Source organism: Arthrobacter sp. zg-Y916, from assembly GCF_020907385.1.
GTDB classification, from domain to species: Bacteria; Actinomycetota; Actinomycetes; order Actinomycetales; family Micrococcaceae; genus Arthrobacter_B; species Arthrobacter_B caoxuetaonis.
Genome location: NZ_JAJJOD010000001.1, coordinates 840,731 through 854,546, shown reverse-complemented (window position 1 = coordinate 854,546; position 13,816 = coordinate 840,731). Strand labels below are relative to the sequence as shown.

At 65.8% G+C, this 13,816-nt stretch carries 11 protein-coding genes and 1 tRNA gene; 5 read left to right on the top strand and 7 right to left on the bottom strand.

Features of this window, described 5'->3' with window-relative positions; all coding sequences use genetic code 11:
• The first annotated feature begins 59 nt into the window (after positions 1-59).
• Genes LOC59_RS04105 through LOC59_RS04095 form a run of 3 tightly spaced genes read left to right on the top strand, consistent with a single transcriptional unit; the run spans position 60 to position 2,329 of the window.
• A complete protein-coding gene (locus tag LOC59_RS04105) occupies positions 60-1,022 on the top strand; it encodes a J domain-containing protein (protein WP_227894476.1) in 963 nt (320 codons plus the stop codon).
• A gap of 20 nt (positions 1,023-1,042) precedes the next feature.
• Complete coding sequence (locus LOC59_RS04100) at positions 1,043-1,510, top strand: tRNA (cytidine(34)-2'-O)-methyltransferase (RefSeq protein WP_227894475.1); 468 nt, start codon at positions 1,043-1,045, stop codon at positions 1,508-1,510.
• Positions 1,511-1,525: 15 nt separating this feature from the next.
• Positions 1,526-2,329, top strand: coding sequence for a class I SAM-dependent methyltransferase (locus tag LOC59_RS04095; protein ID WP_229970681.1), 804 nt, complete (start codon positions 1,526-1,528; stop codon positions 2,327-2,329).
• On the opposite strand, the gene LOC59_RS04090 is transcribed toward LOC59_RS04095, so the two are convergent.
• The 4 genes from LOC59_RS04090 to LOC59_RS04075 all read right to left on the bottom strand — a co-directional run bounded on the left by LOC59_RS04090 (position 2,326) and on the right by LOC59_RS04075 (position 6,670).
• A complete protein-coding gene (locus LOC59_RS04090) occupies positions 2,326-3,078 on the bottom strand; it encodes a PIG-L deacetylase family protein (RefSeq protein ID WP_229970680.1) in 753 nt (250 codons plus the stop codon). The genes LOC59_RS04095 and LOC59_RS04090 overlap by 4 nt on opposite strands.
• The gene (locus LOC59_RS04085; RefSeq protein ID WP_227894472.1) at positions 3,075-4,019 is read right to left on the bottom strand and encodes an electron transfer flavoprotein subunit alpha/FixB family protein; all 945 of its coding nucleotides are present in this window, start codon (positions 4,017-4,019) and stop codon (positions 3,075-3,077) included. The genes LOC59_RS04090 and LOC59_RS04085 overlap by 4 nt, the downstream gene beginning before the upstream one ends.
• A 47-nt stretch (positions 4,020-4,066) precedes the next feature.
• Entirely contained in the window at positions 4,067-4,903 is an 837-nt protein-coding gene (locus LOC59_RS04080) for an electron transfer flavoprotein subunit beta/FixA family protein (RefSeq protein ID WP_227894471.1), read from the bottom strand.
• A 219-nt stretch (positions 4,904-5,122) separates the two neighbouring features.
• A complete protein-coding gene (locus LOC59_RS04075; protein WP_229970678.1) occupies positions 5,123-6,670 on the bottom strand; it encodes a trypsin-like peptidase domain-containing protein in 1,548 nt (515 codons plus the stop codon).
• Positions 6,671-7,039: 369 nt separating this feature from the next.
• Between LOC59_RS04075 and LOC59_RS04070 the strand changes: the two genes are divergently transcribed.
• Together LOC59_RS04070 and LOC59_RS04065 are read left to right on the top strand one after the other, a co-directional pair.
• Entirely contained in the window at positions 7,040-9,082 is a 2,043-nt protein-coding gene (locus LOC59_RS04070; RefSeq protein ID WP_229970668.1) for a TPM domain-containing protein, read from the top strand.
• A gap of 98 nt (positions 9,083-9,180) precedes the next feature.
• Positions 9,181-9,921, top strand: coding sequence for a PspA/IM30 family protein (locus LOC59_RS04065; protein ID WP_227894468.1), 741 nt, complete (start codon positions 9,181-9,183; stop codon positions 9,919-9,921).
• 110 nt (positions 9,922-10,031) lie between these two features.
• Here the strand turns inward: LOC59_RS04065 and LOC59_RS04060 are convergent, their stop codons facing one another.
• The 3 genes from LOC59_RS04060 to LOC59_RS04050 all read right to left on the bottom strand — a co-directional run bounded on the left by LOC59_RS04060 (position 10,032) and on the right by LOC59_RS04050 (position 13,790).
• Positions 10,032-10,580: a DUF6328 family protein gene (locus LOC59_RS04060; RefSeq protein WP_227894467.1), complete on the bottom strand. Its 549-nt coding sequence runs from the start codon at positions 10,578-10,580 to the stop codon at positions 10,032-10,034.
• 113 nt (positions 10,581-10,693) lie between these two features.
• Positions 10,694-10,770: transfer RNA gene (locus LOC59_RS04055), tRNA-Met, on the bottom strand.
• Positions 10,771-10,811: 41 nt separating this feature from the next.
• Positions 10,812-13,790, bottom strand: a complete 2,979-nt coding sequence (locus tag LOC59_RS04050; protein WP_423723815.1) for a UPF0182 family membrane protein — start codon at positions 13,788-13,790, stop codon at positions 10,812-10,814.
• Positions 13,791-13,816: the final 26 nt, after the last annotated feature.

The window sequence follows — 13,816 nt, the reverse complement described above, 5'->3', positions numbered from 1 at the left end:
GAACAGCCGAGGACCATCCGGTCCGCAGCGGCGCCGGCGTGCTACCGAAAGGAACAGCAGTGACTCCCCCAGCCCAAACGCTGTATGAGGTTCTGGGACTCACGCAGTCGGCCACCGCCGAGCAGATCAAGTCTGCGTACCGGCGTGCTGCGCGGGACACGCACCCCGACCACGGCGGAAGCAGCGAGCGTTTCCATCTGGTCTCGGAGGCCTACCAGGTCCTTTCCGATCCGGAGCAGCGCAGCGCCTATGACCTCCGCCTGGGCCGCGGCGGAACAGCGGGAGTTCCCTCCGGAAGTTCCCCGGTACGCCCGGCAGCCTCAGGTGCAGCCGCCGCTTCCGGCCGCCCGGCGCCGAATCCGGACTTCGGCAAATCCCCGGTTTTCGTGCCGGACTTCTCCCCGCAGAATCCGCCGGCCATTCCGCTGGCCATGATCGGCCGGCAGGTCAACGGCGAACCGGTGCGTCCGGGGCTCTTCAAGCGCCTGGGCTCCTCCGCCGGAGCCCGGTTCGACGCCGAGAACCTGACCATCGGGCTGCTGGCGAACTCCCTGCTTCCCGATTATCCGGCAGGCCGCCTGGTGAACAGCCTGCACATCCCGGATTCCGGTCCGCGCGGAGGATCGCTGGACATTGGCCACGTACTGCTGGGCGGCTACCGGATGGCCGTGATCGATTCGCTGCTCTCGTCCCCGGGCGCCTACTACTGGGATGGTGTGCAGCTGCGCCACCGCGGGCACGCTGTCGGTTCACTGCGGCTCGCGGACGCGGTCAGCACCCTGCAGGAGAGGTTCCCCGACCAGCTGGTCTCGGGTTGGCTGGTGCTGCACAGCCCCAACGGCAATCCCTTTGAACCGATCATCGACTCGCCGCCGAACCTGCCCGCCTCCGCGCCGATCGACGTCGTGAACCCCGGAACCCTGCTGAGGGACCTGCGCCGCTTCTTCAGCACCGGCCCGCAGCCCAACACCGTCCTGCTCCCGGCGCTGGGTGCGCTGATCGATGCGTCAGCCCAGCCCTGATGCGGGCATAGGATAAAGACGTGTTCCGCATCCTCTTCCACAATCCTGAAATCCCGGGCAATACCGGCAATGCGATCCGCCTTGCGGCGATTACCGGTGCCGAGCTGCACCTCGTGGAGCCGCTCGGCTTTGAGCTTGAAGACTCCAAGCTGCGCCGCGCCGGGCTGGACTACCACGACCTGGCCGTCCTGCACGTCCACCCGGACCTGGAAGCAGCGTGGAAAGCGCTGGCCCCGGAACGGGTCTTCGCCTTTACCTCAGACGGTGACACGAGCTACACGGACATTGCCTACCAGCCCGGCGATGTCCTCCTCTTTGGCCGCGAATCCGTCGGCCTCCCCGAGGACGTCAAGAATGATCCGCATGTCACGGCACGGGTCCGTCTGCCCATGCTCCCCTCCCTGCGGTCGCTGAACCTGGCGAACTCCGCGTCCATCGCTGTCTACGAAGCCTGGCGCCAGCACGGCTTCGCAGGTGCCCGGCTCTAAACCAAAGGATCCCCTATGCCCGAGCAGCATCCCCTTGAATCCGCCTTTGATGCCGGTGCCGCGGATTTCGAACGCCTCGCACCGTCGCTGTGGAACCCCATGGGCAACGCTCTGGTCGCGGCTGCCGACGTCCACCTCGGCGAGCAGATCCTTGATGCGTGCTGCGGGGGCGGGGCGATCACCATCCCGGCGGCGCAGAGCGCGGGCCCCGACGGGGCAGTCGACGGAGTGGACATCTCCGCAGACCTGCTGGACGTCGCGCGCCGGAAGGCCGGGACCCTCTCGCTGGACAACGCCGCTTTCCACCGCTCCGACATCCTGGCCTGGCAGCCGGACACTCAGTACGACGTCGTGCTCTGCGGCTATGCCGTATTTTTCCTGCCTGACATGGATGCCGGTGTCCGGCACCTCGTTTCGCTCCTGCGCAGCGGCGGAAGGCTGGCACTGACTACCTGGGCTGACGGGTCGCTCACGGAATTCTCCAGCATGCTCTACCGGCACTGCGTGGCTGTTGCCGGCGAGGGTGCCCCGGCCACCACGGGTGCCCGGGACAACATGTACGCGATCAACACCCCTGAGAAGGCCACGGCGTGGCTCCAGGGACTGGGCTTGGAGCAGGTTGAGGCAGTACACACGCCAGCTCCGGTCCAACTAAACCCGGAACTGGCCTGGTCAGTGGTCCTTGGCAGCGCCCTGCGCCTGTTGCTGCCCGAAGACCCGGCAGCAACAGAAAAGGTCAAGGAAGCGTTCCTGGCCGAGCTTGGCGAGGATTACACCCTGAACGCGGACACGCTGGTCGTGACCGCGGTCAAGCCTTAGAAACCGGCGATTGTGGCGGGAGTGTTCACTCCCACCACATGGAAGACTTCGGCGCTGGTTCCCGCCGGCAGGGAGTGCCGCTGCGCATTCTCCTGCAGGAATCCGCGGACCGACCGGTCCATCCCCTCAAGATCCGGGTGCTGGCTGGCATGCACCCGGATGGCGGCGAGCTTGCGGTCCAGCTCTGCGGTGATGTCCACTGCATGGTTTTCCCGCTCCCGCGGCGCGCCGTAGAACCACAGCCAGGGCACCTTGAAAGCCTCGAGTCCGCGGGCGGCCAGTTCAGGGTAGGCGAACGGGTTTTCCACCGCCGGATAGACGGCGCGCGTGACAATTTCCCCGCAGGCCAGATGGTCTGGATGGCTTGCCTGGATCCGTAACCAGTTCCGTTCCGGGTGCATGGCCAGCACGACGTCGGGACGGACCTGGCGGATCAGCTCCACGACGCGGCCCACTACCTCATGGTTCGCGGCCAGGAAACCGTCCTTCTCCCCCAGGAAATGGATCTCGCCTGCGCACACGATGTCCGCCGCTGCACGCTGTTCGCTGCTGCGCAGCGCAGTGACGCCGTCGCGGTCCCCTGGGTCAAACCCTCCGGCGCCGCCGTCGGTCATGATGCAGTAGGAAACCTCGGCTCCCTGCGCGCACCACTTCGCCAGGGTGCCCGCAGCCCCAAAATCGATGTCATCAGGGTGCGCGGCGAAGGCGAGGACCCGGTTGACCCGGGTCCCCTCGGGGAAAACCGTCATGCCCGGCGCTTCCGGATCTCCTCGGAGGCCTGCGGCAGCACCGAGAAAACGTCTCCCACAATGCCGAAGTCGGCGATTTCGAATACCGGCGCGTCAGGATCCTTGTTCACGGCCACGATCACCTTCGCGGTCTGCATACCCGCCTTCTGCTGGATGGCGCCCGAAATGCCGGCGGAGATGTACAGCTGGGGAGAAACGGTCTTGCCGGTTTGCCCCACCTGCGCCGAGTGCTCGATCCAGCCGGCATCCGTAGCGGCACGGGATGCTCCCACTGCACCGCCGAGCAGGTCCGCCAGCTCCTCCACGGGACTGAAGTCGCCGTCCATACCGCGGCCGCCGGCGACGATTACGCGGGCCTCGGACAGCTCCGGCCGTCCACTAACGCGCTTTTCGGACCGCTCCACTACTACTGCTGCCGGACCTGTCTCCGGGACGGTGACCAGGCTCCGTTCAGGCACTCCCGGCGCCCCCGCCTCTGCGGGCTCGACGGAGTTCGCCTTGACCGTAATGATCGGGACCCCGGATTCCACCCGGCAGGTGGAGGTGTAGGAGCCCGCCAGCACGGACTTCGTCACGGAGAGGTCCGGTGCCACGGCAACGGCATCGGTGATAACGCCGGCGCCCAGCTTGATGCCGGTGCGTGCGGCTACTTCGCGGTCCTCGAAGGAGTTGCCCAGCAGCACAGCCTCAGGAGAGGCTGCACGGACTGCTTCGGCCAGGAAAGCCGCCTTCGCAGCGACCAGCACATCCGGCAGCGGCTGGCTGGGTTCGTAGATACGGACTGCTCCGAAGCCCGCCAGCTCAGCGGCAGCTTCCCCGGACAGCGGGCGGGGGCATGCCACCGCCGGCTCCCCGAGCGCAGCGGCGATCGCCAGCAGTTCCCGGGACGCCCGGGGCAGCGGAAGGGACGGGACATCGAGAAAGACAAGTACGGAGCCCATGGGGCCTCTCCTTGGGGTGCGGGCGCGGCAGCGCCGGAAGGAAGGTGCTAGATAAGTTTCTGGGAGGCGAGGAAGTCCACCAGCTTGGCGCCGGCGTCGCCGTCGTCAGTGATGATGGTTCCGGCTCCGCGCGGCGGACGCGGCGCGGAAGCGGCCACCGATGTCCAGGCTCCGTCCTTGCCTGCCTGCGCAGCGTCCACTCCAACGTCGGACAGCGAGAGAACGGTCACCGGCTTCTTCTTGGCTGCCATGATGCCGCGGAAATTGGGGTAGCGCGGCTCGTTGGCCTGGTCCGTCACGGAGACCACTGCAGGCAGCGGGGCTTCAATGACCTCCGAATAGGAGTCGCCGTCCCGGCGGGCGCGCAGCACCGTTCCCGAGGGTGAAGCCACCGTTTCGAGCTCGGACGCGAAAGTCAGCTGGGCGTACCCGAGCCGCTCTGCGAGCTGGGCAGGGACCAGGGAGGTTTCTCCGTCGGTGGAGGCCATCCCGGTAATCACCAGGTCAACCGGTGCCTGGGAGCTGAGGTAGTTCACGACGGCGGCAAGTGCCAGCGACGTCGCGGCGGCATCGGAGCCCGCGAGGGCTTCATCGCTGAGGTGCACTCCTTTATGGGCACCGATCTGGAGGGACTTCTTCACCGCATTCACTGCGGCCGCCGGTCCCATGGTGACGGCGGTGACGGTATTGCCGCCCTTCTCCCCGCCGCGTTCCTCGGCCAGCACAAGCGCAGCTTCGAGGGCGTATTCGTCCAGTTCGGAGAGAATGCTCTCGGAACGGTCCAGGGTATGGTCCGGTCCGGCGAGCCGGCGGTCAAACTGCGTGTCCGGGACGTGTTTCACCAAAACAACAATGTTCAGCGGCCCGTTGGCTGACTCCTGCATTCCGGCCTTTCCTGTAGGAAGATTCCGCCGGATTGGATTCCGGCATCCCCCGCCCGTCGGCGGCGACAGATTAAAGCTAATCACACGCCGTCCCCGGACCCGAACGTCAGCGGACCGGATTTGGTTTCCGCGCTGGGGCCAGGCGCAGGTTGGCACCTGCACAGACGGCTCCGGCCCGCCTGCGCTGGGCAGGCGGGCCGGAGACGGTCTGCGGTGCGGCTACTGGTCGGCCGAGTCGCCGAGCGTGACGTCGACGCTTTCGGGCTGGCCGTCACGGACGTAGTCGATGGTGACCTTGCTGCCGGCAGCCTGCATCCGGATGGCAGCCGTCAGTGACTGCGCGTCGGTGATGGGGATGCCGTCCACCGAGGTGACAATGTCCCCCTTCTGCAGCCCGGCTTCGGCTGCAGGGGTTCCGCCGGCAGGGTTATCCGCGATCTGCGCTCCGATGGTGAAGGAAGACGAAGAGCCCGAACCCGTGGCAGGAGTGACGGAAACGCCCAGGAAGCCATGCGTGGCGGAGCCGCTTTCGATGATCTCATCGGCCACCCGCTGTGCGTAGCTCGCTGGAACGGCGAATCCCACGCCGATGCTTCCGCTGTCCTCGCCGCTGCTGGTTGACGACGCCGAAGCAATGGCCACGTTGACACCAATCACTTCGCCGTCCGTGTTCACCAGGGCGCCGCCGGAGTTTCCGTGGTTGATCGCGGCATCAGTCTGGATCACGTTCAGGTAGATCGAGGAGGACGCTGAACTTTGGTTCTGCGACGATCCGTCCGGCGGTGCGAACCTGAAACCGAACCCGTCATCCTGGGGGGAAGAGTCCGTGTCCGATTCCGGGGCCGCAGAGGACTGGACGCTGATCGTGCGGTTCAGCGTGGAGACGATGCCGTCCGTGACCGTTCCGGCCAGGCCCAGGGGCGCGCCGATGGCCAGGACAGAGTCGCCCACATTCAGGTCATCGGAGTCCCCGAGGGTCGCTGGAGTGAGGTCTTGGCTATCGACCTTAATGACCGCGAGGTCGGAGAGCGGATCGGTCCCGACGACGGTGGCTGAAAGCACCCGTCCGTCTTCGGTCTGCACCTCAATCGCGGGGCTGGCAACGGTACCGCCGAGGGTCACCACGTGGGTGTTCGTGAGGATGTGTCCCTCATCGTCCAGGATGATTCCCGAGCCGGAACCGGAGGAACCGGATCCCGAGACCTCGATCGTCACGACGCTCGGTGAAGCCTTGAGCGCCGCGGCCGTGATCGCGTTGACGTTGTCCTGGTCATTGACCACGACAGTCTGGGACTGTCCGGTGGTTCCGGCAGTCCTGTTGCCGTTGCCCATCACGGCGTCTGCGGCGACGGCGACACCGCCGCCGAGCAGGCCGGCCACAAGCATCGCGGTGACAAGCGTTCCGGTCCCATAACGGCGCCGTCCGCCCGTTTCGGGCGCGCCGGCGCTGCCGCCCCAGTTCCCGCCCGACGGGTAGCCGGGCTGCCGGGGCGGGTCACTGGGCTGCGGCCCGTAGAACACATTCCCCTGCGGGTTACCTGCCCCGCCGGCCTGCGGCGCGGGGCCCGGATCGGCCTGGCTGCCTGCCCAGCCTGCACTGCCGGACGGGCCGGCAGCGTGGGCGCCGCCGGGGGCCGGCAGCCGGGTAGTGTCAGCCGAAGCGTACTCCCGGCTCCCCTCGGAAGCGGCGGAAGACGACGGCGGTACCGGCGGACGGGGAGGCAACGGCCGCTGCGGGCCTTCGCTGCCCCCATAGTGCTCACTCATATGGGCCGTCCTTTCGAAATTCGCTGTACCCACAAGTATCGACCCATCCACTATGACAGGGGAGTCTGTGACCGAGGCACAAGCTTTCTGGAAGTCAGCTGGGAATTTCCCGAACGCGCCGGCGTATCCCGGTTTGGTCCTGGAAGAGCCGCACTGCCGTGTCCACCCAAGTCAGCCGAGGATAGTCACGGACAGTCAAGGCAAACATTCAGGCTCATGGGATACGGTTTCGTTGTGGACGGTGCGCTAAGGCCCCCATAGAATCAAAGCCATATCGCCCGGTCCAGCTACCCGGATACCTGCCCGAGCCGGAACCATCGCCTGTGCTGCGGACAGACCGCATAACAGGACAGACAAAGGAAACGATTTATGCGGTTGAGGACGAAGCGGTTTGCAGCCGTGCTGGCACTGAGCGCCCTGGCGGTCTTCGCACCGTCTGCTGCTCACGCGGAGCCGCCGGTGACCATCCCACCAGGCCAATACGTCGTGGATACCAACGATTCGCTCGGCGGCGGAACGGCCGAGGTCCAGCAGGCCATCACTGACGTGCAGAAGAGTACCGGGTACACCCTGTACGTGGTTTTCGTGGACAGCTTTACGGACCCCGCGGATCCCTCCGCATGGACCCAGGACGTCGTTTCCGCCAAGGACATGGGTTCAAAGGAAGCACTGCTCAGCATCGCCACAGTCGAGCGCAAGATGGAAGTTGCCACCGGTGACCAGTCCGTCCTCACCGAAGCCAGGCGCAACGCCATGCTCCAGGCCGCGCAGGAACCACTGCTGGGCAACCAGAACATCAGCTCCGAAGACTGGACGGCTGCCGCAGTCAACGCTGCGGCTTCGCTCGAGGACATTGCCGAAGGCGGCAGCGGAGAGGTCTCCACCGGGGGCGGCAGCAGCCTCGTCCCGGCGTTTATCGTCGCCGGCGTAGTGCTGGTTGGCGCCTTTGCCGTCTTCGCCCTGGTCCGCAGCCGGTCCCGCAAGAAGGGCGCGATTGCCAGCCGCGAGGAAACGGCTCCCCAGGATCCGCTGGATGCCATGAGTGTTCCCGAACTCCGCAAGCGGGCCGGCAGCCTGCTGATTGCGGCAGACGACGCCATCAAGTCCAGCGAGCAGGAGCTCGCGTTCGCGGCAGCGCAATACGGTGACGACGCCGTCTCCACCTTCACTGACGACCTCGCCGCAGCGAGGGCGCACATGGGTGAGTCCTTCAAGATGCAGCAGCAGCTCGACGACGAAATCCCGGACACCGAGGAACAGCAGCGTGCCTGGCTGAAGGACATCATCCGCCGGTGCGAAGCGGTCAATGATTCACTGCAGGCGCACAAGGAAGATTTCGATGCCCTGCGGGAGCTCGAACGGAACGCTCCGGCTGCCCTGGCCGCGGCCCAGGACAGCGCCCGTACGACGTCCGCCCGCCTTGATTCCGCCCGGGCCGCCCTGGACGGGCTGGCCACGAGGTACAGCGACTCCGCCCTGGTGCAGGTTCGGGACAATATTGAGCAGGCCCGTGAGCGGCTGGCGTTCGTGGAGAACGCCGCTGACACCGCGCAGGAACGCCTGCAGGAGGGCGACACGTCTGCTGCTGTCCTCGCGGTGCGGGCCGCGGAGGAAAGCGTGCACCAGGCCAACGTCCTCCTCGATGCCATCGACCGGACCGGAACCGGGCTGGACGCCGCAGCCGCCGAGCTCGACCGCGCCGTCGCCGATGCCCGGCAGGATCTGGCCCAGGCCCGCGCCTTCTCCCAGAACGGTTTGCAGCCGGCGCTGGCAGGCCCCATCGCCGGCGTCGAGCAGGCTCTGGATGCCGTCGCCGCCGCACGCGGCGGCAAGTACGATCCGGTGGACCTGCTCGGACGCCTGGAGTCCTCCAACGCGCAGCTGGACGCCTCGCTTGAGGGCCTTCGTGACCGGCAGGAGCAGGAGCGGCGTGCCCGCGATGCCCTGCAGCACACCATCATGTCTGCCCAGGCCCAGATTGCCGGCACCTCTGACTACATCCGTGCCCGCCGCGGCGGAGTCGGCAGCGAGGCACGGACCCGCCTCGCTGAGGCAGAGCGGAACCTGGATCAGGCCATTGCCCTGCAGTCCTCCGATCCAGTCAGCGCACTCGCATACGCCCAGCAGGCCAACGCTCTTGCAGCCCAGGCATCGCAGATGGCCCAGCAGGACGTGGACGGCTTCGGCGGAGGCATGGGCGGCTGGGGCGGCGGCGGCGGGATGTACGGCGGCCGCGGCGGAGGCGGCAGCGGACTCGGCGGTGCGATCCTCGGCGGCATCCTCATCGATTCCATCCTGCGCGGCGGCGGTGGCGGCGGCGGCTGGGGCGGCGGCGGTTTCGGCGGTTTCGGCGGCGGCGGGGGCGGCTTTGGAGGAGGCGGCGGCTTCGGTTCATCCGGAGGCAATTTCTAGTTCGCTTCCTTTGCGGGAGTCCTTCCTGCAGCACACAGTTTTTGACAGGCTGGCAACAGCACACCAACGCACCACTTGCACACGTGAAAGGCAGACAGATGGTAAAGCAGTCGATATTCGGACGGATCGCCACCCTGGCCAAGGCCAACATCAACGCCCTCCTGGACCAGGCCGAAGACCCCCAGAAGATGCTTGACCAAATGGTCCGCGACTACAGCAACAACATTGCCGAGGCCGAAAGCGCCGTCGCCCAGACCATCGGCAACCTGCGGATGCTGCAGGACGACTACAACGAGGACATCGAGAACGCGCGGAACTGGGGCAACAAGGCCCTTGCCGCTTCCCGCAAGGCGGATGAGTTCCGCTCTGCCGGCAACACCGCCGACGCCGAGAAGTTCGACAACCTGGCGAAGGTCGCCATCCAGCGCCAGATGGCCGCCGAAAACGAAGCACGCGGCGCGCAGCCGACCATCGCCTCGCAGGAGGAGATCGTCGAGCGGCTCAAGACCGGCCTGACCCAGATGAAGGACAAGCTGCAGCAGCTGCAGTCCAAGCGCAATGAGCTGATTGCCCGCTCCCGGAACGCTGCAGCCCAGAACCAGATGCACGACGCGATCAAGAGCATCGACGTCATGGATCCCACGTCTGAGGTGGGCCGGTTCGAAGAAAAGATCCGCCGGGAAGAGGCCAAGGTCCGCGGCGCGAACGAACTTGCCGCCTCAAGCCTGGACGCGCAGTTCGAGTCCTTGGAGGACCTGGGCGAGCAGACTGAGGTCGAAGCGCGCCTGGCAGCACTGAAGGCCTCCGCTTCCAACCAGTCCGCGATCGAACAGAACTAACCAACCGCAGCAGCGCCCTGCAGGCCGGTGTCCCTTCCGGGACCCGGCCTGCAGCCGTCCCTGCTGAGGGGACGTACCTACTGAGGGGACGTATCTGTTGAGGGGCGCCGTCATTCTTGTGCCGGGTGGTCGCTGGTACGGTTTTCCGCCATACGCCTGCTTCGCGACGGGAGCACGAGCCACAGCAGGGAAAGCGCAAGGACGGCGGCCGCAGCCGCGATGAGGCCGGCAATGCCGCCTAGGACGATGTCGAAGACCAGTGCCACGGTCCCGATGAGGATCAGTCCCACCAGCAGGAGTGTCCATCGGAGCAGGAGGTCCGCGTTGCGGACCAGCTGGTACTTGATCCGGTGCTGGAAGAAGGACCGGTGCATCACGACGGTGGACATCAGCACGGCGGTTACCAGGACTGAGAGGACAACCAGCGCCAGGTAGAGAGCTACCTGGACAGGTGTGAGGGTGGTGAACCGCTGCTGGAACGGCAGCGTCAGGAGGAACCCGGTAAGGATCTGGATGCCGGTCTGGAGCACGCGCAGTTCCTGGAGCAGGTCGCTCCAGTTGCGGTCCAGCTTCTGCAGGGCGGTTTCTCCCCGGTCCGGATCGCCTCTGGGCCCGGCACGGTAACTCCCTGCGGGCCTGCCGCGGCGGCGGGCATTCACCCCGCGAGTGTAAACGCTGCAGATCCCGATGGACCCGGTCCGCCGAAGATTGGCGGGACGTCTCCGGACAAACAAAAATCCCCATCCGGAACCCGGATGGGGATTTTTCTGTGTGGTTGCGGGGGCAAGATTTGAACTTGCGACCTCTGGGTTATGAGCCCAGCGAGCTACCGAACTGCTCCACCCCGCGGCGTAGTTTCTACTCTACCCGCCGCGGGATGGAGCCGCAAATCACTGGTCGCCGGAGTCTTCCGCCGCACCCTCATCTGCAGCACCGTCGGTGGCACCGGCGTCGCCGGAGTCCATCCGTTCCTGGGCGGCAATCGCGCGCTGAATGGCCGAGTTCAGCTTGTCCTGCGCGGCACCGTAGGCTGCGAAATCGCCGCCGGCAAGTGCCTCCTGGCCTTCCTGGAGTGCTGCGCCGGCGTCGGACAGTGCAGTCTGCAGTTCGGCCTGGGCAGTGGTGTCGGCCGGGGCCGTACCCGTATCCGGTGTGTTCCCGACGTTCTCCTCGTCGCCGGTGACGGCACCGGAGTCGCCGCCGAAGACCTGGTTCAGGGCTTCGTCCAGGGTGGGAGCGAAGCCCACCTTCTCGCCGAAGTTGACCAGGACCCGCTGCAGGGTCGGGTAGGAAGAAGCGCCCGAGGACTGCACGTAGACCGGCTGGACGTAGAGCATGCCGCCGCCAACCGGCAGGCTGAGCAGGTTGCCGTTGATGACTTCCGAGGCGCCCTGGCGGAGCAGGTTCAAGGCGTTGGAAACCGTGGGGTCGGAGTTGAAGCGGTTCTGCGCCTGGCCCGGACCCGGCACCGCGGTATCGGTCGGCAGTTCGAGCAAACGCAGCGTTCCATAGGTGTCCGCCTTTTCACCGGCTTTTCCGGTACCCGCATCAGCGTCAGCCGACAGGAAGCCGTACAGCACGTTGCGCGCTTCCTGGTTCTGGTCAACGAACGGAATAAACGGCGTCGTCAGCGAGAACGTCGGGCTCTCCTGCCCGGGCATCTGCAGTGAGAGGTAGTACGGCGGCTGCTTGACGTCGGAGTTGGTCCGGGTCGGGTCGGAGGGAACCGACCAGGCATCGTCGTTCTGGTAGAAGGACTGGGCGTCGGTGACGTGGTAACGCCCAAGCAGCTCACGCTGGACCTTGAACTGATCCTCCGGGTAGCGCACGTGTGCCATGAGGTCGGCGGACATGTCGCTGTAGGGCTTGAGGGTGGACGGGAAAACGTCCTGCCAGGCCTGCAGCAGCGGGTCCTCATCATCCCAGGCGTACAGGGTGACGGAACCATCGTAGGCATCCACTGTGGCCTTGACGGCGTTGCGGATGTAGTTGACCTTGTCTGCGGGAAGCGCAGCGGAGGCACCGCCGGTCAGCGAATCAGTTGTCGCGTCCGCCAGTTCCTGCTGGGTGGAGTAAGGGAAGAAACGGCTGGTCGTGTAGCCGTCCACAATCCACTTCACGCGTCCGTCGACAACGGCCGGGTAGGCGTTGCCGTCGACGGTCAGGTACGGGGCGACCTTCTCGACGCGTTCGCGGGGATCGCGGTCATAGAGGATCTGGGATTCTTCGTTGACGAAGTCCGAGAGCAGCAGTTCCGTGGACTGGAATTTGATGGCGTAAACCAGCTGGTTGAAGATGTTGCCGACACTCGGACCGCCTTCGCCGCGGAAAGTGGTCTGGGTATCGTCTTCGGCGTTGCCGGTCTGCGGACGGTCGATTTCCACCGGGGCGGCGTCTTCCGGAGCGCCGACCACCGAGTAGTCCGGGGAGGACTCGCCGAAGTAGACGCGCGGTTCGTAGTCGCCCAGGACACCGGTCGAGGGGATGCCCGATTCCATGAAACTCGGCTTGCCGTCCGGCTGGACGGTCGAACCGCGGGCAGCGACCACGCCGTAGCCGTGGGTATAGAGGACGTGCTCGTTAACCCAGCCGTCCGGGACGCCGTTGATGTTGAGTTCACGCACGGCGATAACCGTGTCCTGGATGTCGCCCTCCACGTCGTAGCGGTCGACGTTCAGGGTTTCGGGGAACTGGTAGTACTGGCGGAACTGCTGGAGCTGCCCAAAGGCGTCGGAAACGACGTTGGGGTCCAGGAGACGGATGTTTGCCGTGGTTCCGGCGTCCTCGGCGAGGGCGCCGGCGCTGGCGTCAACCGTGGCGTCGTACGGAATGACCTCCGTGTCGGAGAGCCCGTAGGCCTCGCGGGTGAGGTCGATGTTGCGCTGGATGTATTCGCTTTCAAGGGTCTGTTCCGAGGGAATGACCTGGTAGCGCTGGACGATCCACGGGTAGACGCCTCCGGCCACGATCGCGGTGATGACCAGCATTGCCGTGCCGATGATCGGCAGGCGCCAGCGGCCAATGACCGCCGACACAATGAACAGCAGGGCGACGATGATCGAGGCCACGGCCAGGATTGCCTTGGTGGGAATCACGGCGTGGACATCCGTGTACAGCGCACCGGTCCAGGCCCCGGAGGTGCTCTGAAGCGTGTTGTACCGGTCAAGCCAGAAGTTTGCGGCCTGCAGCAGCAGGAACGACGCCGCGATGACGGCAATGTGGATACGTGCCGGGCGGCTGACGAACACGCCCTTCTCCTCCAGGCGGATTCCGCCGTAGAGGTAATGCGTCAGCAGGCCGGCGATGCCGCTGATGACGACGACGGAGATCAGGAAGCCGACAATGAACCCGAGGAACGGCAGCGTATTGAGATAGAAGCTGTAGTCCATGTTGAACTCGGGGTCCGTCCGGCCGAAGTCATGACGGTTCAGGAACAGCAGGGCCTGCTGCCACATCGACATGGCCGCGGTTCCGGCGAAGCCGCCAACCACGATCGGAATGCCGATCATGAGGAGCTTGCGAACCGGCTCGAGCTGCGCCTGGTATCGGTTCAGGTTGTCCTGCAGGGAGCTGTCCGGCGCATAGATGGGCCGGGACGAGTAGGCAGCGCGGATGCTGAAGAAAACACACGCAGCCATCACCAGGAAAGCGGCGGCAAACAGGGCGATCCGGGTCAGGTTTTCCTTGAAGAAGACTTCGAGGAACCCGAGCTGGTTGTACCAGAGCACGTCCGCGTACACCTGGGAGAAGTACACAAACCCGATCACCAGGACAGCCACGACAATCAGGGTGGCAATCAGCGGGCTGCGCCGCCGGTGGGTTGTGCTGGGGCTCGGTCGGGAGAATGGGCCATTTGGTCCGGAAGTCACAGTTTCCTCATCATTCGGGGCGTCGG